The organism is Fretibacterium sp. OH1220_COT-178 (assembly GCF_003860125.1).
In the GTDB taxonomy this organism is placed as follows: Bacteria; Synergistota; Synergistia; order Synergistales; family Aminobacteriaceae; genus CAJPSE01.
This window is the reverse complement of sequence record NZ_RQYL01000005.1, coordinates 16,246-38,462: the sequence shown is the minus strand read 5'-3', so window position 1 is coordinate 38,462 and position 22,217 is coordinate 16,246. Positions and strand designations below refer to the sequence as shown.

The following is a 22,217-nucleotide window of genomic DNA, read 5'->3' as shown; positions in this document are numbered from 1 at the left end:
GCGCATCCCGGGCAATCCGCCCCGGAATTTTTCGCCCAAATAAAGTTTGACAAACAAAACTTTATTTCGAGAGGATATTATTCCCGAGAGATAAAAGCAATACGTAAAGTTGCGGAGCGGGGGAAGAGGGAGAATGGTCTTATCCGCTTAAAAACGTGTTCATGGTTCCTATTTTATATTTTAAGATCGTTTATGCTATGATAATACAATCGCAAGATGTTTTTGCGTCATTTTTTATGCTTATCCTGGAGGTGTTCCCGATAGAGGCGCGCAGATACCCGACGATACGGGAGATTTTTGGGTCCATGGTCTTCGACCGCAGGGTGATGAAGGAGAAGTTGAATCAGGACGTCTACGAGCGGCTCGTTGCCGCGATGGAGGGACGCCAGAAGCTGGATGCCGGGGTGGCCGACATCGTGGCGATGGCGATGCGGGACTGGGCCGTGGCGCATGGGGCGACGCACTGGGCGCATTGGTTCCATCCTCAGACCGAGCTGACGGCCGAGAAGCACCAGGCCTTCACCGTAGCCGGCTCCGAGGGGACGCCCATCGAGGTGTTCCGGGGATCGGACCTGATGCAGGGCGAGCCGGACGCCTCCTCCTTTCCCTCGGCGGGAAAGCGCTCCACCTTCGAAGCCCGGGGCTACAGCGCCTGGGACATCAGCAGCCCCGCGTTCATCGTGAAGAGCGCCAAGGGGGGGACGCTCTGCATACCCTCGGTGTTCCTGTCCTGCGACGGCACGCCTCTCGACCTCAAGACGCCCCTTTTGAGGGCGCTCGACGCCCTGGAGAGCCGTTCCCTCAAGCTCCTGAAGCTCTTCGGCCGCAGGGGGGTGCGCGGGGTTCGCATGACGGTCGGGGCGGAGCAGGAATTTTTTCTCCTGGACCGCCCGCGCGCGCAGGGGCGTCCGGACATCCGGTTCTGCGGCCGAACCCTGATCGGAGCTCAGCCCGCAAAGGACCAGAAGCTGGACCATCATTATCTCGGCGCCATCCCTCCCCGGGTCCTGAGCTACATGGAGGACGTGGAGCGGGACCTCGCCCGGCTCGGGATCTCCGTCGCCACCCGGCACAACGAGGTGGCGCGCTGCCAGTTCGAGTTCGCGCCCCTCTTCTCGGACGCGAACACGGCCTGCGACCAGAACCAGATCCTCATGGAGACGATGCGGAAGCTCGCCCGCCAGCACGACCTCAGGCTGCTCTTCCACGAGAAGCCCTTTCAGGGGATGAACGGGAGCGGAAAGCACGTCAACCTCTCCCTGATGGACAGCGAGGGGGTCAACCTGCTGAAGCCGTCCCACGGCCACCGGCGCAACGTCGTGTTCCTGACCTTCCTGGCCGCGGCCGTACTGGGCATCTCGGAATACCACGGTTTGCTCCATGCCGCCACGGCCACGGCGGGCAACCTGTTCCGCCTGGGCGGGCACGAGGCGCCCCCCTCCATCATCAGCGTCTACCTGGGGTCCGCCCTGACCGATCTCCTCTCCCGGCTCGATCAGGCGGACGTCTCTTTGCCGGACAGGGGCCTGATGGACCTGGGACTCGCGAAGCTGCCGGCGATCATCCCCTTCGACAGCGATCGGAACCGGACGGCGCCCGTCGCCTTCACGGGGGACAAGTTCGAGTTCCGGGCGCCCGGCGCCTCGCAGTCCATCGCCCTGCCCGTGACGATGTTCGCCTCGATCTGGGCCTGGGGAGTGCAGCAGCTTACCGAGATGATCGAGGCGCGGAGTGCGGGGGGCGGGGATCCCGTAGACGTGGCCCTGGATGCGGTGAAGGAGGCCGTGAGACGGGGGGGCAAGATCCTGTTCGAGGGGGACGCCTATTCGCACGAGTGGCACGGGGAGGCACGGCGCCGGGGCCTGATCCAGGCCGAGACCCTGCCCGGCAAGATCGACCTCCTGCTGCTGCCGGAGAACAGGAGGATGCTCGACGAACTGGGGGTGTTCCGCGCACACGAGCTGGAGGCCCTGCACGACATCCGGATGGAGTCCTTCGTGAGGGCGCTCGAGATCGAGGTGGCGATACTCTACGACATGCTGTGGGAGGGGGTTCTCCCCGCCATCTCCAGGCAGCTGGTCCTGGAGAAAAACTCCCTCTCCGCCCTGGACGGGATGGATTTCCAGGAGGCCGCCCCCTGGCGGGAGTACATTCTTGACCTGGGCCGGACCAAGGCGCTGCTGATCGCGGACGCCCACAGGCTGAACGAGCTCCGCGGCCGCATGGCGGAGCTGCCCGTCAGGGAGAGGGCGGACTTCCTCGTCGGGACGGTCGTCCCCCTGATGGAGACGATCCGCGGGCGCTGCGACGCCGCCGAGCTGAACATCGCGGCCGATATCTGGCCGTATCCCATATCGCGCAACCTGCTGTCGCTGTCGGTATAAATCCGCCTCCCGATCGCCGGGAGCGTTTTTCCCTACTTCGGGGCGCGCCCGGCCCCCCGCTTCATCTTCGCGATCCGCCCCCAGGACTCGCGCAGCCGTCCCTCCGGGATTCTGCCCTCTTTGACCAGCCTCACCAAAGTCTCGTGGGCCCTTCTCGGGAGGTCGGGATCGAAATCCATGTCCTTTCGGTTCTGGGCAAAGATCAGCAGGTCCGACCCGGCGGAGACGGCCAGCAGGATGCGCTCCTCCAGACTGTAGCTCCGCGTCAGGGCCCCCATGTCCAGATCGTCCGTGACGACGATACCGTTCCAGCCCAGGCTCTCACGCAAAAGGCCGGTCACGATCCTCTCGGACAAGGAGGCGGGCAGAGCGGGGTCCAAAGCGGCGTTGAAGATGTGGCTGGTCATGATCATGCCCCGCCACCCGGACGCGACGGCCCGGCGGTAGGGAATCAGCTCCTCCTCCCTCCAGGTGTGCGTGACGTCGGCGGCGCCGATGTGCGTATCCGCGGCGGCGCTGCCGTGCCCGGGAAAGTGCTTCAGACAGGGGATGATCCCCGCGGCCCGCAGCCCCTCGGAGAACGCGGCCGCGTGCCGGGCGACCGCTTCGGGATCGGCGCCGAAACTGCGTCCGAGTGCACCGATGGCCGGACTCTCGGGATTGACGTTCACGTCGGCCACCGGCGCGAAATCCACGTCGATCCCCAGCTCCGCCAGCTCCCGTCCCATCCGTTCCCCCACGGCCCGGGTCAGGGCGACGTCGTCGCTGGCTCCCAAGGTTCCAGCGGAGGGATAGTCCTCATCGAACCCCTGGCTGGGACGCAGCCTCTGCACCCTGCCTCCCTCCTGATCCAGAGCGACCCAGAGCGGCATGTCCGCTGGGACCGCAGCCTTGAGGCCCGCCGACAGGGCCTTGAGCTGCTCGGGCGAGCGGATGTTCCGGCCGGGACCCGCCCCCTTCGTCAGATCGCGGCCGAACAGGATGACGTTGCCGACGCATCCCGCTTTGATGTGACGCACGATCGGCGCTTCCGGTCCCGCCTCCATGCCCCGGAATCCGACCATCAGCATCTGAGCGGCCATCTCCTCCACCGAAGGCCCCGCAACGGCGGGCGGGACTAAGGCCGCAAGGAGGCAGAACACCGCGAGCCCAAACTTTACGATCCATTGCATCATTCCAAACACCCCTTCTCGACAGCACGAAAGATTTTCCGGCAGGAATCGGAGGCCCCAAGGGAAAACCCCGTACGAAGCGAAACCTTTCCACCGGCCGGGGAGCCGTCGGTTCATCCCCCAGGGCGCGATATACCTCCGGGCCGATGTTCCGATGCCCCCCCGGGGCCGCCTGCTCATCGCCGACCACGGGATATCGGGCTTCGCAGTCCTCTCCGCCGTCCTCCTCCCCCCATAAAACAGTACCACATCATCCCCAAGCCCCCGACCGATACAGTCCCCGAGGGAGCTCTCCGCCGGACGAAAAACGGCCGCACCGAAGGGGCCGGCGCTATAATGGGAGGGGAAATCCAAACATTTTTTCCGAGGTGCGCAAACATGACGAACGCCTATCTTTGCTTCGACGCGGGTACCCAAAGCGTCAAGGTCGCGGTCTGCACGGCGGAGGGCGAGACGCTCGCCCGATCCGTCCATCCGACGACGCTCTCCTGTCCGCACCCCGGCTGGGTCGAGATGGACGCGGACGAGTACCTGACCCTCGCCCTGGCCGGCATGAGGGACTGCGCGGAGCAGATGGAGCGCAAGGGCCTGGACCCCGCTGGCGTCCGGGCCATCATGGGGGACGGCATCATCTGCGGCATCGTGGGGGTGGACGACTCGGGGCGGGCCGTGACGCCCTACATCAACTACCTGGATTCCCGGACGGGAGCGGACGCCGAGGCGCTCGCCTCCCGACGGCTGGAGATCTGGGGACGGGAGACGGGCAACCCCGATCCGCTCTGCCTCTTCCCCGCCCTGCACGCACGCTGGCTTCTGGCCAACTCCGAGCCCTTTCGGAGGAGGGGCCGGAAGTTCGTCCACAACGCCCCCTACATCCTGATGCACCTCGCGGGGCTGAGCGCGGAGCGGGCCTTCCTGGACTGGGGCGCGATGTCCGGGTGGGGCCTGGGCTACGACGTGACACAAAAACGCTGGTCCGACGAGCAGCTGGCCCTGTTGGGGATCGACGCTGCGCTCATGCCCCGGATCGTGAAGCCCTGGGACATCGTCGGGACGCTCTCGGAGGAATCGGCCGCCCGAACGGGCTTTCGCACCGGGATCCCGGTCTGCGCCGGGGCTGGGGACACCATGCAGTCGCTGCTGGGCTGCGGCGTCTTCGAGCCCGGACACGCCGTGGACGTCGCCGGGACCTGCTCCATGTTCTGCATCTCGACGGGCGGCATCGTCCCCGGCCTCAGCCGAAGGGGCAGCGGACTGATCTTCAACAGCGGCACCCTTTCGGACAGCTACTTCTACTGGGGGTTCGTGCGGACGGGAGGGCTGGCCCTGCGCTGGTTCCGCGACGGGGTCTGCGGCCGCTCTGGGGACGACGGCTGCTACGCCGAGCTCAGCGAGGGGGCCGCGCGCGTGCCGGCCGGCTCGGGGGGCGTCCGCTTCCTGCCCTGGCTGACGGGCGGCCCCGCGGGGCACGAGGAGGTGCGCGGCTGCTTCCTGAACATGACGCTCGACACGGACCGGTTCGTCCTCTGGCGCGCCGTGCTGGAGGGCATCGCCGCCGAGTACGGGGACATCGCCGAGACCTGCCGGGCGGCGGGCACGCCTGTGGACCGCATCATCGTGACGGAGGGAGGCAGCCGGGACGCGCTGTGGAACCAGATCAAGGCGGACACGACCCGGGCCGAGACCGTGACTCTGGAGACGGGCGGGGCCCTGACGACCAACGCCCTCGTCGCCGCCCTCGCGGCGGGCGACATTTTAGGCGGGGAGGACGGGCTGAAGGCCGCCCTGCGGCGGACCCTTCGGGTCACCGGACACTGGACCCCGGGCCCCAGGCCGGACCTGGGCAAAATCCCTTTTGCGAATCGGGAGGACCGAGCATGATCGTACGCACGCTGCTGGAGAACACCTCGCTGTCCGCGGAGCTGGGCTGCGAGCACGGGCTGAGCCTGCACATCGAGACGGAAGGGCGCAGGATACTCTTCGACACGGGGCGCACCGGGCTCTTCGCGGAGAACGCCGGGAGGATGGGCGTCGACCTCGCCGCGGTCGACCTGCTGGCGATCTCCCACGGGCACTCCGACCACGGCGGCGGCATCCGGACCTTCCTGAGCCGCAACGCCAGCGCCAAGATTTACGTCTCCCGCCGGGCCTTCGGGGACTACCGTCTCCGCACCGCCGGTGGGGAGAGCGTCTACATCGGGCTCGATCCGGAGCTTCGCGGCCATCCGCGCCTCGTCCCGACGGACGAACACACGGTGCTCGGCGGGGGGCTGGAGCTGTTCTCCGGGGTCCGGGGGGAGCGGTTCAATCCGTCCGGCAACCGGGTGCTGCTGATGAAGGAGGGGGACCGTCTCGGGCCGGACGACTTCGCCCACGAGCAGAGCCTGGCGGTCACGGAGGGGGGGACGAGCGTCCTGTTCGCGGGCTGCGCCCACGCCGGGATCCTCAACATCCTGGACCGATTCCACGCGCTAAAGGGGTTCATGCCCGATCACGTGTTCGGAGGCTTCCACCTCACCAACCCGACGGACGGCACCCGCGAGACCGACGAGACCGTCGACGCCATCGCCGACGCCCTGCTGAGCACCAACGCCCGCTTCTACACGGGACACTGCACGGGTTCCGAGGTGTACGAGAGGATGAAGAGGAGGATGGGCGACCGCCTGCACCCCATCGCGACCGGCGGCGTGTTGGTCCTGTGAAGCCCGCGGGCCCGTCTCATGCCAGGAGCTCGGGGTCCAGACGACACAGGCCGAGCGCCACGGCCATCTCCAGCCGGGCCTCGGGCCCCGAGAGGTCGCCCGCCAGCTCGCAGATCCGCTCGTAGCGATAGCGGACGGTGTTGTAGTGGATCCGCAGCTCCCGGGCCGCCTCCCTGAGGTTCCAGCCGCACCGCACCAGCACCTGAAGCGTGTCGAAGAGCTCGGCATACGTCTCCCGACTCCGGAGCGCCCCCAGCCGCCGCAGGCAGAAATTTCGGGCCTCCCTGCTCCCGACGAGGGGGGCGAGCACGGTGAGGATTCCCAGCTCCTCCCAAAAATACAGGGCGTCCCCTCCGCAGGATGGACGCATCATCTCGATCGCTTTGCGGGCCTCCTCATAGCTCTCCTCGCATCCCATGAAGTCCGGCTTCTCGTCCCCGCAACCGACGGTGACGGTGAAGTCCGTCCACGACCGAACCTTTTTCCGGATGCTCTCGAACACCCCGCGGAGCCTGGCCCCAAAGTTCTCCGCCCGGCCCGGCGTCGTCAGGAAGACGATGAAGTCGCTCATGGCGGAGTAGGGCCCCTCCCGGAAAACGCTCCTCATCTCCTGCTTGCATAGGGCGTAGATGCGCTGCCGGGCCTCCTCCAGCTCCCGAGCCTCCGCCCTCGACATCGGACGGCCGAAGTGCCGCTTGTAGTCGTCGATGTCGAAGATCACGCAGCGGACGGAGCCGGACAGGTCCCATCCGAACTGAAGGCCCCGGTTCAGGAGCTCCTCCCGGTAGCGGATGTTGTGGGTGATGAGGTCCTGGACGAACTCGTCCCGGTAACGGGCCTCCACCTGCCTGGCGGCGATATCCCGCTGAAAGCTGAAGAGCATCGCGGTCTTGGCGTGCTCCAGGACGATGCGCCAGGAGTTGCCTTGCGGGCAGCGCTTGAAGATGAAGTAGCCGTACGTGGTGTTTCCCAGGCCGATCCGCTCGTTGTAGTGCCGATTGAGGAGCGCCTTTTTCTCCCTCGCGCTCGACACCGGGCTGAAGCTGCCCTCCGAGGCGCAGAAACAGCGACCCGAGATCGTGTCCAGAAAACAGACCTCGGTATTCAGGAAGGACATCAGGTTGCGGACGATCCCCTCCGCGCCCCCTCCCTCCGCCACGAGCTGAGTGAAGGACCGAAGCACCGACTCGGAGAAGCGGAGGTTCTCCACCTCGTCCGTCCGCAGGATGACGATTCGGATGATGTCCGAATAGGGCAGCTCGAGGGGCAGGCTGATTATGGGCAGTCCCAGCCACTCCGCCAGGTCCCTGGCGTGCGGCGGAAACTCGTGCAGGAAACGGCCTTTGAACCCCAGGGCCGCAGCTCCGGCGCCGTGCAGGGCCATCACGAGGTCCTCGAAGTCCTCCGGCTGGTCGCGGAACTGGTACCCCGTGGAGAGCAGAAGCTCCCCCCCGCGCAGCCACCGGGCAATGTCCGGGGCCTCCATGACGTTGACGCTCCGGATCGGACGGTCCAGCCCGCCGGCGCCCGCGATCAGCTCGACTCCGTCCAGTTCCCGCAAGGTTAAAAGTTCACGGACGGTCAGAGAAATGCCCCTCGCCTCCCTCGCACTAACGACTCGATCGAGGCCATTATACAAGCTCCCCTACGAAAAAGGCGGCCCCGAAGGACCGCCCCGCTCGTCTTTCCGTCATTCCTTCGCAAGGCCGGCCTGGAGAGCGCCCAACCCCTTGCCGGGCTCGATCTTGTAGCCGCACTTGAGGCAGGCCCGCTCGACGGCGGCCATCGCACCGACCAGGATGTGCTTGTCGATGTTGCCCATGTGCCCGAGCCGGAAGCCCTTGCCGGCGAACCCGGCCAGGCACCCAGCGGACTGGACGCCCTCCTCCGCCAGCTTCGCGCGGAAGGCCGCATCCTCCAGCCCCGACCCCTCGGGATAGAAGAAGATGGTCAAGGTCGGCGCGCGCAGCTCCTTGGACGCCGCGGTCCGGAACCCCAGGGCCTCCATCCCCGCCACGAAATAGCCGGCCTGACGGATGTGGCGCGCATAGCGCTCGTCCAGCCCCTCCTCCTTGATGATCCGGACGCTCTCCTTGAGGGCCCAGATCATGTTGACGGGCGGAGTGCCCCAATACTTGGAGGGATCGTTCATGATGGGGATCCAGCGCTCGAAATCGGCGTAGGACTCGGGGATGGTCCCCAGGGAACGGCGCTTCTCGACGGCCTGCTTGCTGGCCCAGAGGATCGCCAGGCCCGGGGCGACGCCAAACGCCTTCTGGCTGCACGTCAGCAGGACGTCGATGCCCCAGTCCATCCAGGACTCCGCCCCCGCCGCGGCCGCGACCGCGTCGACGATCAGCATCACGTCGGGGTGCTTCTTCTTCATCATGTCGCAGATCGCCTTGAGGGGCACCACGACGCCCGTGGAGGTGTCCACGTGGGTGACGGTCACGGCCGCGTATTTCTTGGCCGAGAGCGCGGCGTCCATCTGCTCGGGCGTGTAGACCGTGCCCCACTCCGCCTTCAGGGTGTCCACGTCGAGCCCCTTGTTCTTGCACATGTCGATGAAGCGGTCCCCGAAGAACCCATGGGAGCAGATCAGGACGGAATCCCCTCGCTTGGTGACGTTCGCCACCGCCATCTCCATGGCCAGCGTTCCGCTGCCCGCGATGACGAAGGCCTCGCCGTCGCAGCGCCACATCGACTTGAGGTCCGCGACCACCTCCTTGAAGTCCGCGACGAACCCGGCGTCGCCGAAGGCCACGGTCTCCCGGGCCATCTGGTCCTGAATCGAGCGGACCACCGGCGTGGGTCCAGGGATCATAACAAGTTTCGGCGTCTTGATCATCACTGCATTCCTCCCTTTGAAATATGAAATGAATACGGACACGAACCGACATACCGCCAACCCGACGAAAAGAGGAGCGCAACCGTTCCCACGGCCGTCCCCATGCCGGGCCGTCACCGCTCCCCGGCGTAATAGCCGCAGTCCGCGGAGATCCTCGTACAGGCCTCCAGCAAGCGGTCCTTCAGCTCCAGCAATCGAGCCATATCTCCGCGCACCGTGGGACACGAGACGCTGGCGGCCCCGATGACCGCCCCCGAATAATCGAAGATCGGCGCCCCGACGCAGACGATGCCCTCCACGTTCTCCTCGAGGTCCAGAGCGTAGCCGCGCTCGCGGATGCCATCGAATTGCCTCTCCAGCTCCTCCCAGGACGAAACGCTGTGGCGGGTTCGGCGTTCCGGGACCTCGGCCTCCATGATGTAGCGCCGTTCGGACTCCGGCAGAAAGGCCAGCAGCACCTTGCCCACGGAGGTGCAGGTGAAGCTGGCGCGCCCTCCGACGCGCGAATGCAGACGCAGGGATTTGGTGCCCTCGAACTTGTCGACGTAGATGACCTCTCCGTTGTGGTAGACGGCCAGATTGATCACCTCGTTGACGGCCCGCTCGAGAGCCTTGAGATGCGGCCAGGCCTCGGTGCGGAGGTCGATGGACTCTATGAGGCGCGTACCGAGCTCGACCAGACGATACCCCAGGCGATAGTGCCGGGTCTGAGGATCCTTGCGGACAAATCGACGCACCGCCATCGTGGAGAGCATCTTCGAGACCGTGGCCTTGTTGATCCCAAGACGCGCGGAGACCTCGCTGACCCCGGCCCCTTCGGCCCCGTCCGCCACGCATTCGAGAATGTCCAGCGCCTTGGCCAGGGACTTGATGCCCTCGGAACGTTCTCCCGCCAACCCGACTCACCCCCTCCGTCTTTCTCCTTGGAGTATACCACCGGCATTTTCACAATCAAAAACTATATTTCCTATTAAGAAACAATCGAAGGCCAAAAAACTTTTTCCCGTTAGAATTGAAAATGGAGAAACCAAACGGCAAATCACGAAAGGAGACTTTTGACCATGATCCGAGCTCTTCTGGAGGACGCGGAACGATACTACCCTCTCGGCGAGGGCGTGAGGCTGGCGCTTGAGTACATTCGGGGCAACGACCTGCTCGCCCTGGCGCCGGGGCGGTACCCTATCGACGGAGACCGCGTGTTCGCGCTGATTCAGGAGCCGACCACCCTGCCCCGGGACCGGGCGCCGTTCGAGAACCACATGAAGCACGCCGACCTTCAGGCCACGCTGAGGGGCGTCGAGTACGTGGGGTACTGCCCTATCGGCAAGCTGACCCCGAAAGGCGACTACAACGCCGAGACGGATGTCCAGCTCTACGACGGCGAGGGGGACTTCCTGATGCGCAACGACGCGGGCAGGAGCTTCGCCCTCTTCTATCCCGAGGACGGCCACCAGCCCTACGTCACCTTGGGCGAACCCGCCCCGATCAAGAAGGTCGTCATCCGAATCCGTACGGACATGCTGGCGGGGGGACGGTAGGGGCAATCCTGTACGCCGGGCTACAGCAGTCCGGCGTATGCATTCCCGAAATCCATGCCGGCGATAAGCCGGTTCAGAATGTCCAGTGCCTCGACCGTGGTGCCCTTGGGGTAGCGGTGGGTCAGCTTGTAGCTCAGCCTGTCCGGCGGCGGCGGGACAAGCGTCTGGACCATCAAATCCCGCTCCATCATGAAGGGAACGGAGGATTCGGGAATGATGGCCCATTGGCGCTCGTCCTGCAGGAGGTTTCGGACCAGGAGCAGGGTGTCGACGAAGATCTCCCCGATCTCCTCGGGAGGCCAGACCTTGTCGTGCCAGAGCTGATAAGGACTGGACCATGGGAACCGGAGCTCGAAACGGGGATCCAGCTCGTCGGCCCGAATCCGTGAAGGAAGCCCCTCCTGTTTTACACGCAGCACCAGCATGCGCTCCCGAGTGAACGGCTCCACGGACACGTAGGGGAAGTGCTGCTCCTGAAGCACGAAGGCGACGTCGACCTCTCGACTCTCGATCTTGCGGTAGAGCACGATGGAATCGCTGGTCGTTATCCTGCAGAAGACGGGAGGTTCGTTCTTCCTAAGCGCCTTGAACAAGGGAGGCAGGACGTGGTTGTTCATGCTGTCCACGCTGCCGATCATCAAAAAGTGGGCGGGAACCTTGGAACGAAAGCTGCGAACCTGCCCCTGCAATTCCTGCCACTGCATCGCCAGAGGAAGAAGGTCCCGTCCCGCCGGGGTAAGGCGGATCGCCTTCAGCCCCTTCCTTCGGTCGACCAGAATCGTCCCGAGGTCGTCCTCCAATTCCTTCAGCCGATAGCTGACCGCCGATTGCGTCAGGTTCAAAAGCTCCGCCGCACGCCTCAGAGTCTGCCCCATGACGATGGCGGTGAAGGCCTCCAGCCCGCGTTCGTTCACACCGACCCCTCCAAATACAAAAAAAATTTATATCCATTATAGCCAATTATCGTTTTTTTATTTTGCACCGATGCCTTATTCTGAAACGGAGACGTGCACCTCTCTTTTCAACTCCGAATCGAATCGGCCCTCTTTCCCGGCCGCGGCACACACGGCGGGGGCGTCCCCTTCAAAAACGCCCGTCCGCGAAACCATCTCATTTCCGGCTCTGCAGAATCTGCCGTGAAGCTGGAGGGGGACGGGGCGTCGCTCATGCATTCGATTGGGAGAAGGCCCCATCCATTCCATTTTGCAGGAGGGACGAGCAATGTACAGGATCAACGATCGCTCCACGATCGTACCGGCCGAGACGATCCGCCGGCTGGGACGTCTGCCGGTTCCCGTGATCGGCGACGCTCTGGGGCGCTTCGGCTGCATGCACAGCAGTATAAAGCCTCTGAGCGACGCCATGCGCTTCGCCGGTCCGGCCCTGACGGTACAGACCTACAGGGCGGACAACCTCATGTGCCATGTGGCCCTGGAGATGGCGCATCCCGGCGACGTCCTTGTCGTCGACGCCTGTGGCTTCCGTGAGACGGGGCTTTGGGGAGCTCTGATGACGACGATGGCCATGAAAAAGTCCCTGGGCGGTCTCGTCGTGGACGGAGGGGTTCGGGACAAGCTGGAGATCGTCGAGATGGGGTTTCCCGTATTCGCGGCCGGCATCTCCCCCATGGGAGGGTTCAAAGATTCTCCCGGCTCGGTCAACGTCCCGATCGCCTGCGGGGGCGTCAGCGTCTCTCCGGGGGATGTCGTGGTGGGCGACGCGGATGGGGTCGTGGTCGTCCCGGCGGCCTTGGCCGAGTCCGTGGCGAGCGCGGCCGAGGGCACAGCGGCCAAGGAGGGGGACCTGGCAAGAAGGATCGGCGAGGGAGAATCCCTGTTCGACCTTCTGGGCCTCCCGGCCGTGGTGGAAAGGCTCAAGCTTCCCCCTTTCAGGCGTTACGGGGCGTAGCCCCTGAAGAAGTGCATTTTTGGGTTTTCTCGATCGGAACCCCACAATAGAAAAGGAGCGTGGAAAAATTGAAGCACTGGTTCGGATTGCCGCTGCACAAGAAGATCTTCGTGATGCTTCTCCTGGGTATTCTGACCGGCTGGCTGGCCGGTCCCAAGGTCCTGGTTCTTCAGCCTTTGGGGGACGCCTTCATTCGTCTGCTGAAGATGCTCATCGTTCCGCTCGTCTTCTTCACCCTCTCCTCCGGGGTCACCCGGATGGGCAGCCCTGCCCACCTGCGCCGAGTCGGGGGCTTCATCGTCTCCTATTATCTTCTCTCCTCACTTCTGGCGGCTGCCGTGGGCTGTGCAGTCGCACTCGTCATCCGTCCCGGCATCGGAGCCGAAGGGATCCTCGGTACGGTCGGCGAGATCAAAACGTCCAGCTACTCGGTCGTCGCGTCGGTCCTCAACTGGATTCCCACCAACCCGGTGGAGGCAATGGCCAACGCCAACATGCTGCAGGTCATCTTCTTCTCCCTGATCGTGGGCATCGCCCTCCTGATCCTGGACAAGAGGACGGAGACCTTCAGGCGCTTCCTCCAAGAGGGCGCGGAGGTCATGATCCAGATCACGGACTTCGTCATGAGGGTTGCCCCCTACGGCATCTTCGCCCTTGTGGCCATCCTCGTCGGAACCATCGGCGACAAGATGATGTCCGCCGTCCTCAAGTTCATCCTGGCCGACTACATCGCGGTGGGAATCGTCCTTTTCCTGATCTATCCCCCAATCCTCAAGTTCTACTCCGTCCCCGTCCTGCGCTTCTTCCGCCACATCTTCCCGGCCATGCTGGTCGCCGCCACCACCACCTCCAGCGCGGCCACCCTGCCCGTCTCGATGCAGGTCGCCGAGGAAAAACTGGGCCTTCCCGAACCGATCTACGGCTTCGCCCTGCCCCTGGGCAACACCGCCAACATGAACGGGATGGCCGTCGCGATCGGCGTCATCGCCGTCTTCGCCCTCGACCTTTTCAATATTCCGGTCACCCCGGGGCTCCTCTTCCAGATCGTCTATCTGGGATTGCTGCTCTCGGTCGGAGCGGCGGGTGTGAAGGGATCGGGCATCGTCATGTCGACGGTTCTTCTGGAGACGCTGGGGCTTCCGCTCACCCTGATTCCCATCCTGGCCGCCATATGGCCGATCATCGACATCGCCCATACGACAGGCAACATCACCGGCGATCTGGTGGGGACCACCGTCTGCGCCTCCAGGCTGGGACAAATGAACCGTGCCGTCTTCGACGCGGACTGAAGGAGGAGGGGACATCATCATGCCTGATTTTTCACGAAAGATAGGAGCGCTTGCAGGCTCCAGCACCGTCGCCATATCGGACCGCGCACGACAGCTCCAGCAGCAGGGGGTGAACGTCGTCAACCTCGGAGGCGGCGATCCGGATTTCGACACGCCTGCCCATATTGCGGACGCGGGCGTCAAGGCCATACGGAGCGGCCAGACCCACTACGTCGCCAGCCAGGGCATCCCCGCACTTCGACAAGCCGTCGCGGAGAAACTTCTTCGGGAAAACGGGCTCTCCTACGATCCCGCAAAGGAGATCATCGCTACGGCCAGTGGGAAACTGGCGCTCTACATCGCGCTGGAGTCCCTTCTGGACCCGGACGACGAGGTGCTCTATCTGGAACCCGCCTGGGTCAGCTACCGCCCCTTGATCACTCTGGTCGGCGGGCGCCCCGTTGCGGTGCCGCTCTCCCCGTCGGAGAACTTCGCCGTTCGCGCCGAACAGCTGGAAAAAAAGGTGACGCCGCGTACGAAGGCGATCCTGATCAACTCCCCCAACAACCCGACCGGTCGCGTCCTGACTGAACAGGAACTCCAGGCGATTCGGGATGTGGCGGTCAAGCACGACCTCTGGGTCGTCGGCGACGAGATCTACGAGCACCTGGTCTACGATGAGCACCGGCACGTCAGCATCGCGACGCTTCCCGATATGCGGGAGCGGACCGTAGTCGTGAACGGGATGTCCAAGGCCTATGCCATGACGGGCTGGAGGCTGGGGTACCTGGCGGCCCCGGCGGCCCTCACCGAACAGATTTTGAAGGTCCAGCAGCACGTCGTCACCTGCGCCACATCGTTCGGCCAGGTCGCCGCAGCCGCGGCTCTGCAGGGGTCCCAGGACTGCGTGGAGACGATGCGCCAGGAGTACGATCGACGCCGGCGCCGGATCTCGGAGGCACTGAACGCGATCCCCGGGGTCCGCTGTCCCCTGCCGGAGGGCGCCTTCTACCTTTTCCCCGAGATCGACTACAAGGGCTACGATTCCTGGCAGCTCGCGGAATATCTGATCTCCGAGGCCCACGTGGCGGTCACCCCGGGACAGGCGTTCGGCGAGTCGGCACGGAAGAACATCCGCCTGACCTACGCAACATCCATGGAGAACCTCACCGAGGCGGTCGAGAGGATAAAGAGGGCCCTGGCGCTCTGACGGACAAGGAGGAAAACGACACCATGAAAAAGATAGAAGGCATCTTCGCCCCCATCGCGACGCCGTTCGGCGACGACGGCGCCATCGATTTCGGGAGGCTCGCCGAAAATTTGTCCAAGTTCGACAAAACGGGCCTTGCGGGCATCGTCGCCCTGGGCAGCAACGGCGAGTTCGCGCTGCTCTCCCACCAGGAAAAGCTGGACCTGATCGCCGCCATCCGCAAAGGCCTTTCCCCGGACAAGCTCGTCATCGCCGGTACCGGCTGCGAGTCGCTCAAGGAGACGACGGAGCTGAGCCGGGCCGCCGCCGATAGGGGAGCCGACGCGGTACTCGTGATCAACCCCAGCTACTACAAGCGCGACCTGAACGAGGGGGCGCTGGAGAAGTTCTACACGGCCGTCGCAGACGCCTCTCCCGTCCCGCTCATGGTCTACAACATGCCGGGCAACAGCGGGATCAACCTCCCGTCCGGGCTGGTCGTGCGCCTCTCCGCCCACCCCAACATCGTGGGGGTCAAGGACTCCGGCGGCAACATCGTGCAGATCTCGGAGATCATCGCGGGCACGCCCGAGGACTTCTCGGTGTTCGCCGGCTCGGGCAGCTATCTCTTCGCGACAACCCTTCTGGGCGGACGGGGCGGGACCCTGGCCGTGGCGAACGTCGCCCCCGACCTCTGCGCCGGGATGTACGCGCTCTGCCGTAAGGGAGAGATCGAGCCCGCCCGCAAAATCCAGCTGAGCCTCCTGCGGCTGAACGCCTGCGTCACCGCGCGCCACGGGATCGGAGGCATGAAGGCCGCGATGGACCTGGCCGGGTTCTATGGCGGTGCTCCGCGCCTGCCCATCCAGCCGGCGGGCGCCGATGCGGTCCGGGAGATCCGCGGCGAGCTCGAAAAGCTGGGTCTGCTGGGGAAATACCGATAAAAGGACGGGAGCCGGGGAAATCCCCGGCTCCCTATCTTTGGGAACGGAACGTTCCCCACCCGTCTCAATTCATCCACGTGATCGCGACAGCCTTGCGCGGCGGCAGCCGCCGGGAACGCCCCTGTGCGGAGTAGCCCAACATCTGGGCGCCGGCGACGAGCTCGTCCTCCGCAACGCCAAGGGACCTCCGCAGCGCCTCGGAGGCCCGGCAGGCCCTGGTGAGGAAACCGCCCCAACAACAGCCGATCCCCAGCGCATGGGCGGCCAGCTCCAAGTACGTCAACGCGATCGCCCCATCCTCCGGGGTGAACCCGTCGCCCTTGGGGACGACGGCCACGGCCACCTGCGGCGCGCCCCGCAGGATGATGGGCACCCCCGCATCGGAGCGGCGGACGATCGCGCGCAGCAGCTGGGCCCGTCCGGAAGGTACGTCCGGCGCCTCGGCCGCGGCGCGGAAGAAGCCCACGACCTCGCGCTCCAGCCTCTCGACCCTCTCCCGGGTCTCCAGGACGATCCACCGGACCTTTTGGAGGTTCTGGGCGGTCGGTGCGTAGCGGACCGTCTCGAAAAGGCGCTCAAGAACCGCTCGGGGCACCCCCTCCCTCCGGAATCGGCGCACGCTGCGCCGGCTGCGCAGCAGCGTCTCGGCCGCCTCGGGCGTCGGGAAGAGCTCCGGCAGAACGGCCAGAGGAGGCCCCTCCTGAAAGGCAAGGGCGTTGCAGGACACGGGACAGAACGACACGCACTGCCCGCAGCGGATGCAGAGCGCCTCCCGGCCCTCCTCCACGAAGGGACGGCCCTCCGAATCCGCCGTGATGATCCGCGCGGGACAAAGTTCGACGCACAGCCCACAGCTCGTGCAGGCCTCGCCGACGGTGTAGAACGACAAGACGACACACCCCCTCGGTGCTCCGACCGCAGAAAGGGACGGCCCCCTCGCCGCCCGTCCCCGCGGAAAAAAGTTTCTCCGTGCGGAAGCTCACTTCCCCACGCAAAATCGGCTGAAAATGGAGTCGAGCAACGCATCGTCGCAGGCGATGCCCAGGAGCCGCTCCAGGGATCCGCGGGCCGAGCCCAGGAGCCCCGCGACCACATCCTGGCCGACGCCGTCCGCAGCCGCCGTCTCCGCCTCCACGATGGCGTTCAGGGACTGGCGGATGTCCTCGAGCTGGCGGGCCGTCACGTTGAGCCCGGCGTCCAGCGAGCCGTTGCCCGTCGCGATCGACAAAATCGCCTCCTTGAGGAGCTCCAGCCCCTCGCCCGTCCTGGCCGACAGGGAGATCACGGAGCTCTCCGGGACGATCTCGTGAACGTCGTCCTCCGTCACGACATGCGCCTTGTCCGCCTTGTTCAGCAGGACGATGTGCTCCCGCTCGCTCAGGGATCGCAGGTAGCCCAGCTCCTCGTCGTCCAGCGGGACGGAGCCGTCCAGGAGCCAGAGGCAGATGTCCGCCTGTTTCAGCTCCATCTTGGTCCGTTCGATCCCGCTGGCCTCGATCTCGTCGACCGGAGTTCGCAGCCCTGCGGTATCCACCAGGCGGATCGGGACGCCCCGGTAGGTGATGGCCTCCTCGATGACGTCCCGCGTCGTGCCCGGGAGCGCCGTGACGATGGCCCGGGCCTGTTTCAGGAGCGCATTCAGCAGCGAGGACTTGCCGACGTTCGGGCGGCCCGACAGCACGACGCGGATGCCCTCCCTCAGCAGCAGCCCCAGGGAACACCGGTCCAGCAGGTCCTGCAATCCCAACTTCAGCGTCGCAACCGCATCCAGCAGCGTCGTCTCGTCGACGTGAGGGGCCTCGCCCTCCGGGAAGTCCAGCCCCACCTCGAGCCCGCTCTGAAGTTCCAGGAGCTCGTCCCGAATCTCCCGGACGAACTCCGAAAGCTCGCCCGAAAGGGTCCGGGCCGCCGCGCGCAGGGCCTCGGCACTCCGCGATCGGATGATGCCCAGCACACCCTCCGACTGCGAGAGGTCGATGCGCCCGTTCAGGAAGGCGCGCTTCGTGAACTCCCCGGGCTCCGCAAGTCGCGCTCCACGACGGAGCAGGGCCTCGAGACAAAGCTGCACCACCAGGGTGCCGCCATGGGTGTGGATCTCCACCACGTCCTCGCCCGTATAGCTTCTGGGCGCGGCGAAGTGGACCACCAGAACCCGGTCGATCACGCTCTCCGTGTCGTCCAGCAGGGACGCCAGGCGCATCTCCCGGGGCGGGGGGAACCCTCCCGGGCCGAAGCGCAGGGTCGTCCTGGCGAGGGCGACGGCATCGGGCCCCGACAGCCGGACGATGGCCACGCCCGCCTCGCCCCAGGCCGTGGCGATCGCCGCTATGGTCTCATAGAGAACATCCACGGCGCAGCACCCAGTCCTCGGCCTCGGACCGGCTGGCGACCCGACCGGTCCCGACCGCCACATCCAGACCGCCCAGGATCTCCCCCACCTTTCGTCCCGGCGGGAGCTTCAGCAGGTCCATCACCTCGTCGCCCGTGAGGAAACGACTCGACCCGTCCGTCCGGCGCGCCACGGACTCGAAGCGCCCCACGACCTGCTCCAGCCTCCAGCGGTTGCCCTTCAGCACGTCGGTCCCCGGGAAGCGCTCCGCCAGTGCACCGCACGACGCGAACTCGAACGTCATCTCCACCGCCTCCAATCCGTCCCGAAGCACGTCCCGGCAGAGCTCCTCCTCGGTCCGGGGCGCGTAGAAAGCACGATAGTTCATGACGATCGCGGCCACCCTGTCGATCGTATCGGAAGGGATGTTCCAGCGTCCGAGGTACCCGGACGCGATCTTCGCCGCAGGGGCGAGATCCGGAGCGTCGAGCTCCCGCGTCCCCAGACGGCAGAAGAGCCCAGCCAGGGAAAAGGACTGGTGATCTTTGATCTTGTTGCCCCCGAGGCGGTCCTGAACGGCCCGGAGCGTCGTCATGGCGTGTTCGAAAAGGGTCAGGCCCGTCCGGGGTTCGACGACCGCCTTGAGGTCCTCGAGCTCCGGCAGGAAGAAGGACAGCAGACGATAGCCGTCGCACAGGCGCACGAAGTTGTAGGGGCAGCGGCGAACACCGTTCAGGATCTCGCGCCCCCAGCGCTCGGAGGGCATGCCGCGGATTTGGCCGGGGTAACTCTCGATGAAGGTACGGACGTCGGTCTCGGTCTTCCAGAAGATGTCCATGCCGAGCTCGGCGGCGAAACGGAGCATGCGGACAATGCGCAGCGGGTCCCGCCGGACCAGCTCGATATCGTCCCCCGTCAGGCGTATCACCCGGTTGCGGATGTCGTGGCGTCCGCCGAAGGGGTCGACCACCCCGCCGTCGCCGCGGAACGCGATGGCGTTCATGCTGAAATCCCTGCGCGCCAGGTCCTCCTCGATCGAATCGCCCTGCAGGAGCACGATCTCCACGGGCGTGTCCAGGACCTTTGCGCGAAGCACCGGAAAGCCGCCCACGGCGTCGACGGTCCCGTTGCCCAGCGCCGCGGCCAGGGCGTCCAGATCGCACGGCTCCGCGACCATGGAGAGGGTCGCCGGCTGGGCGTCCATGGCGATCATCCGGGCCGTATCCCCGACCAGCCAGGCCCTCACCCCGGTCTCCTCCACCGCTTTCAGAGCGCTCATGTAGCTTCTCATTCCACCACCTCCCGGAAGGACGAGAATCCTGCGGGCCTCGCTCCGCGCCCTAAGTTTAACCCAAAAGGGACGGGATATCCATCGGCAAGAAAGGGAGGGGAGCCTTCGGAAGGGCTACAGCAGCGCGGACCAGAGGCGGCCGACTGCGGCCTGCGCCTTCTGGACGAGGGGCCTTCCCCTTCTGCCCGCCAGGGACTCCTCCTCGCACTGCTCCAGATCGTCCAGGAAGGCGGTCTCCAGGTCCGCGGCCAGAGATTTCGAGCGCACGAAAGCCTGAACTTCGTAATTGATCTCCAGGCTCCGGACGTCCAGGTTCGTCGTGCCGACCGAGGCGACCTCGGAGTCCGCCACCATCGTCTTGGCATGGATGAAGCCGCCCTTGTAGCTGAAGACGCGGACGCCGTTCCGCAGCAGAGCGTCGACGTTGAACTGCGACGCCCAGAACACCAGGGTGTGGTCCGCCTTGGAGGGGACGATCACGCGCACGTCCACGCCGCTCCGGGCGGCGATGGACAGGGCGTTGGACAGGGTCTCGCCCGGGACGAGGTAGGGCGTCGTGATCCAGACGCGCCGGCGCGCCGAGGTGATCATCTGGAAGTAGCCGTCCGCCACGGCCCGGAAGGTGGGGCCGGGCCCGCTGGACGCGATCTGCACCGCAACGCCCCCCTCCCGGGGCGGAGGGGACGGGCGCAGCTCGCAGTCGTCGCGCTCCGCGACCGGCCCGACGCACTGCTCCCACAGCTCCCAGAAGACGCGGTCCAGCTCGGACACGGCCGGCCCCTCCAGCTTCAGGTGCGTGTCGCGCCATAGGCCCATCCTGGGATCCCTGCCCAGGTACATGTCGCCGATGTTCAGCCCCCCCAGAAAGCCCACCTCGCCGTCCACCACGACGATCTTCCGGTGGTCCCGGTGGTTCAGCCCGCTCCGGAAACGCGCGAAGGCCACCGGCATGAAGGCCCGGACCTCCACCCCCGCCGCGCGCAGCTCCTCCACAAAATCGCGGCCGATGCGCCAGCTGCCGACCGCGTCGTAGAGGAACCGGATCCTCACTCCCGCCCTCGCACGGTCCGTCAGCAGATCCTTGATCCGCGTTCCCAGCTCGTCGTGGGCCACGGAGAAGTACTCCATGTGGATGCTGTGGCGCGCCGAGATCAAAGCCTCCTCGATGGCCGAGAAGGTCTCCTCCCCGTCCAGCAGGAGCCTGAGCTCGTTGCCGCAGGTCGGGACGGCGCCGCTCGAGACCTCCAGCAGGCGCTCCAGGCCGTTGGGCGCATCGGACGAGACCCGTCCGCGGCCCCTTCTGCGCCGCCGGGAGCGTCGGAACACGCGCCAGCGGTGCGGGACGCTCCGCACGTCTGGCCCGAAGAACATATAGGCCGCGAGGCCGACGAAGGGGAACAGGAGCAGCGTGAAGAGCCAGAGGTTCGCGCGGTCCGGGTTGCTCTCCTCGAAGAATACCGTGAGCGCGGCCACGACCGCGTAGGCGGCCAGTATCCAGTAGATGTAACGCCGCACCGCCCCCCACAGCGCGTTCAGCTGTCCCCAGATCTCCTGCGAGAGCGCCAGGCCTCCCTGCACCCACCGGACCGGGGACTCCCTGAGGGACGCGAGGTAGCGCCAGCAGGCCAACACCGCCAGCAACAGCAATGCGTACCCGAGAAGGGACTTGAGGGAAATGCGCATGGCCTCAGCCTCCCGAAGCCTCCTGAAGCCGGACGGCCACCGTCCCCGCCCGCCCCGGAATCCCCCGCGGGGCGACATCGGAGACGGGCAGATCGCCGCGGTCCGCCAGGGCCTCGCGCAGCGTCAGGAACGCCATCTCCCCCGCGATGCAGGCGTCCAGGAAGCCCTCGAAGACGGCGCTCATCGCGCCGCCCTCCATCTCCGTATGGATGGTGTGGACGTTCAGCCCCGGCTCCAGCAGGTCGAGATAGCGGTCGTTCACCGTCTCGGCATTCAGCCCGTCCGTCCCCCAGAGCTCGTCCAGGGTCGGAAGCGTCGTGGGGATCTGGGGCGTGCGGAACGTCGTTCCCCCCATGCGGGGCAAAAACGGTCCCGCCGGCCCCGCCCCCCGGACGTCGCTGCAGTAGTCGAAACCCAGCTCGTCCTGGACGGCCAGGGCGTCGGGCGTCGTCTGCCAGCCCGGCGCGGCACAGCAGGCCGGGGTCCTCCCCGTCACCCGCTCGAAGAGCTCCATCGCGCGTCCGAACTGCTCCCGGACGGCCTCGCGGGAGAGCCCGGTCAGCCTGTCCTGCCAGAGCACGTGGTCCCACGCGTGGATGCCGCAGTCGTGCCCTTCGTCCACCGCCCGGCGCAACAGGTCGGGCCGGGATTCCACGATCATCGGCGCCGGCAGCAGCGTGCCGTAGAGGAGCGTCCTCAGACCGTAGGTCGAGGGAGCCCGGGTGCGCAGCATCTTGGAGACGAAGCCCCTCCGGAAGATGCGCCGCAGCGCCTTGCCGGAGTTGTCCGGCCCCATGGAGAAGAAGATCGAAGCCCGGATCTCCCGGCGCTTCAGAACGTCCAGGAGCCGCGGAAGCCCCTCCCGATATCCCTTCAGCGTATCGACATCTATCTTCAGCGCCAGAGCGCAATTGTCCGTCATTTTATGAACGTTCCTCCCAGGGGAGCGTCCCCCTCGAAT

At 65.8% G+C, this 22,217-nt stretch carries 18 protein-coding genes; 8 read left to right on the top strand and 10 right to left on the bottom strand.

The features are described 5' to 3' along the window. Positions 1–236: 236 nt before the first annotated feature. On the top strand, positions 237–2,384 hold the full coding sequence (locus EII26_RS03275) for a glutamine synthetase III (protein ID WP_124887719.1): 2,148 nt from the start codon (positions 237–239) through the stop codon (positions 2,382–2,384). Positions 2,385–2,416: 32 nt separating this feature from the next. On the opposite strand, the gene EII26_RS03270 is transcribed toward EII26_RS03275, so the two are convergent. Then, complete coding sequence (locus tag EII26_RS03270; protein WP_199735039.1) at positions 2,417–3,559, bottom strand: glycoside hydrolase family 3 protein; 1,143 nt, start codon at positions 3,557–3,559, stop codon at positions 2,417–2,419. Positions 3,560–3,934: 375 nt separating this feature from the next. Here EII26_RS03270 and EII26_RS03265 point away from each other — a divergent pair, with 375 nt between their 5' ends. After that, positions 3,935–5,437: an FGGY-family carbohydrate kinase gene (locus tag EII26_RS03265; protein WP_124887718.1), complete on the top strand. Its 1,503-nt coding sequence runs from the start codon at positions 3,935–3,937 to the stop codon at positions 5,435–5,437. Continuing rightward, positions 5,434–6,258 carry an MBL fold metallo-hydrolase gene (locus EII26_RS03260; RefSeq protein WP_124887717.1) on the top strand — a complete coding sequence of 275 codons (825 nt, stop codon included), beginning with the start codon at positions 5,434–5,436 and terminating at the stop codon, positions 6,256–6,258. Before EII26_RS03265 ends, EII26_RS03260 begins: the two co-directional genes overlap by 4 nt. Positions 6,259–6,274: 16 nt before the next feature. Here the strand turns inward: EII26_RS03260 and EII26_RS03255 are convergent, their stop codons facing one another. The 3 genes from EII26_RS03255 to EII26_RS03245 form a co-directional block, all read right to left on the bottom strand. Continuing rightward, positions 6,275–7,819 carry a PucR family transcriptional regulator gene (locus EII26_RS03255; protein WP_158612127.1) on the bottom strand — a complete coding sequence of 515 codons (1,545 nt, stop codon included), beginning with the start codon at positions 7,817–7,819 and terminating at the stop codon, positions 6,275–6,277. 129 nt (positions 7,820–7,948) lie between these two features. Further along, positions 7,949–9,106, bottom strand: coding sequence for a pyridoxal-phosphate-dependent aminotransferase family protein (locus EII26_RS03250; protein ID WP_124887715.1), 1,158 nt, complete (start codon positions 9,104–9,106; stop codon positions 7,949–7,951). Positions 9,107–9,219: 113 nt separating this feature from the next. Next, positions 9,220–10,002, bottom strand: a complete 783-nt coding sequence (locus EII26_RS03245; protein WP_124887714.1) for an IclR family transcriptional regulator — start codon at positions 10,000–10,002, stop codon at positions 9,220–9,222. Positions 10,003–10,167: 165 nt separating this feature from the next. Between EII26_RS03245 and EII26_RS03240 the strand changes: the two genes are divergently transcribed. After that, positions 10,168–10,644: a YhcH/YjgK/YiaL family protein gene (locus tag EII26_RS03240; protein WP_124887713.1), complete on the top strand. Its 477-nt coding sequence runs from the start codon at positions 10,168–10,170 to the stop codon at positions 10,642–10,644. 20 nt (positions 10,645–10,664) lie between these two features. Here EII26_RS03240 and EII26_RS03235 read toward each other — a convergent pair whose 3' ends face one another. Continuing rightward, positions 10,665–11,558 carry a LysR family transcriptional regulator gene (locus EII26_RS03235; protein ID WP_124887712.1) on the bottom strand — a complete coding sequence of 298 codons (894 nt, stop codon included), beginning with the start codon at positions 11,556–11,558 and terminating at the stop codon, positions 10,665–10,667. Between the two features lie 307 nt (positions 11,559–11,865). On the opposite strand from EII26_RS03235, the gene EII26_RS03230 reads away from it, so the two are divergent. The 4 genes from EII26_RS03230 to EII26_RS03215 are packed head-to-tail and all read left to right on the top strand — an operon-like array spanning position 11,866 to position 15,953. Further along, the gene (locus EII26_RS03230; RefSeq protein WP_124887711.1) at positions 11,866–12,552 is read left to right on the top strand and encodes a 4-carboxy-4-hydroxy-2-oxoadipate aldolase/oxaloacetate decarboxylase; all 687 of its coding nucleotides are present in this window, start codon (positions 11,866–11,868) and stop codon (positions 12,550–12,552) included. Between the two features lie 59 nt (positions 12,553–12,611). Continuing rightward, a complete protein-coding gene (locus EII26_RS03225) occupies positions 12,612–13,841 on the top strand; it encodes a dicarboxylate/amino acid:cation symporter (RefSeq protein WP_199735037.1) in 1,230 nt (409 codons plus the stop codon). Positions 13,842–13,860: 19 nt separating this feature from the next. Next, entirely contained in the window at positions 13,861–15,030 is a 1,170-nt protein-coding gene (locus EII26_RS03220) for a pyridoxal phosphate-dependent aminotransferase (protein WP_124887710.1), read from the top strand. Between the two features lie 23 nt (positions 15,031–15,053). Next, positions 15,054–15,953, top strand: coding sequence for a dihydrodipicolinate synthase family protein (locus EII26_RS03215; RefSeq protein ID WP_124887709.1), 900 nt, complete (start codon positions 15,054–15,056; stop codon positions 15,951–15,953). Positions 15,954–16,017: 64 nt separating this feature from the next. Here the strand turns inward: EII26_RS03215 and EII26_RS03210 are convergent, their stop codons facing one another. From EII26_RS03210 to EII26_RS03190, 5 genes are all read right to left on the bottom strand, one after another. Beyond that, the gene (locus EII26_RS03210; RefSeq protein ID WP_124887708.1) at positions 16,018–16,842 is read right to left on the bottom strand and encodes a nitroreductase family protein; all 825 of its coding nucleotides are present in this window, start codon (positions 16,840–16,842) and stop codon (positions 16,018–16,020) included. A 90-nt stretch (positions 16,843–16,932) separates the two neighbouring features. Next, positions 16,933–18,303: a tRNA uridine-5-carboxymethylaminomethyl(34) synthesis GTPase MnmE gene (gene mnmE / locus EII26_RS03205; protein WP_233572577.1), complete on the bottom strand. Its 1,371-nt coding sequence runs from the start codon at positions 18,301–18,303 to the stop codon at positions 16,933–16,935. Beyond that, on the bottom strand, positions 18,287–19,573 hold the full coding sequence (locus EII26_RS03200) for a hypothetical protein (protein ID WP_124887706.1): 1,287 nt from the start codon (positions 19,571–19,573) through the stop codon (positions 18,287–18,289). The genes mnmE and EII26_RS03200 overlap by 17 nt, the downstream gene beginning before the upstream one ends. Before the next feature lie 114 nt (positions 19,574–19,687). Next, a complete protein-coding gene (gene cls, locus EII26_RS03195) occupies positions 19,688–21,256 on the bottom strand; it encodes a cardiolipin synthase (RefSeq protein WP_158612126.1) in 1,569 nt (522 codons plus the stop codon). Between the two features lie 4 nt (positions 21,257–21,260). Next, positions 21,261–22,178, bottom strand: coding sequence for a polysaccharide deacetylase family protein (locus EII26_RS03190; RefSeq protein WP_124887704.1), 918 nt, complete (start codon positions 22,176–22,178; stop codon positions 21,261–21,263). Between the last annotated feature and the right edge of the window lie 39 nt (positions 22,179–22,217).

Bases quoted from the DNA above. Each gene is read 5' to 3' on its own strand.
- EII26_RS03275 (WP_124887719.1), top strand. From the start codon at position 237: ATGCTTATCCTGGAGGTGTTCCCGATAGAGGCGCGCAGATACCCGACG.
- EII26_RS03270 (WP_199735039.1), bottom strand. From the start codon at position 3,559: ATGATGCAATGGATCGTAAAGTTTGGGCTCGCGGTGTTCTGCCTCCTT.
- EII26_RS03265 (WP_124887718.1), top strand. From the start codon at position 3,935: ATGACGAACGCCTATCTTTGCTTCGACGCGGGTACCCAAAGCGTCAAG.
- EII26_RS03260 (WP_124887717.1), top strand. From the start codon at position 5,434: ATGATCGTACGCACGCTGCTGGAGAACACCTCGCTGTCCGCGGAGCTG.
- EII26_RS03250 (WP_124887715.1), bottom strand. From the start codon at position 9,106: ATGATCAAGACGCCGAAACTTGTTATGATCCCTGGACCCACGCCGGTG.
- EII26_RS03240 (WP_124887713.1), top strand. From the start codon at position 10,168: ATGATCCGAGCTCTTCTGGAGGACGCGGAACGATACTACCCTCTCGGC.
- EII26_RS03230 (WP_124887711.1), top strand. From the start codon at position 11,866: ATGTACAGGATCAACGATCGCTCCACGATCGTACCGGCCGAGACGATC.
- EII26_RS03220 (WP_124887710.1), top strand. From the start codon at position 13,861: ATGCCTGATTTTTCACGAAAGATAGGAGCGCTTGCAGGCTCCAGCACC.
- EII26_RS03215 (WP_124887709.1), top strand. From the start codon at position 15,054: ATGAAAAAGATAGAAGGCATCTTCGCCCCCATCGCGACGCCGTTCGGC.
- EII26_RS03200 (WP_124887706.1), bottom strand. From the start codon at position 19,573: ATGAGAAGCTACATGAGCGCTCTGAAAGCGGTGGAGGAGACCGGGGTG.
- cls (WP_158612126.1), bottom strand. From the start codon at position 21,256: ATGCGCATTTCCCTCAAGTCCCTTCTCGGGTACGCATTGCTGTTGCTG.
- EII26_RS03190 (WP_124887704.1), bottom strand. From the start codon at position 22,178: ATGACGGACAATTGCGCTCTGGCGCTGAAGATAGATGTCGATACGCTG.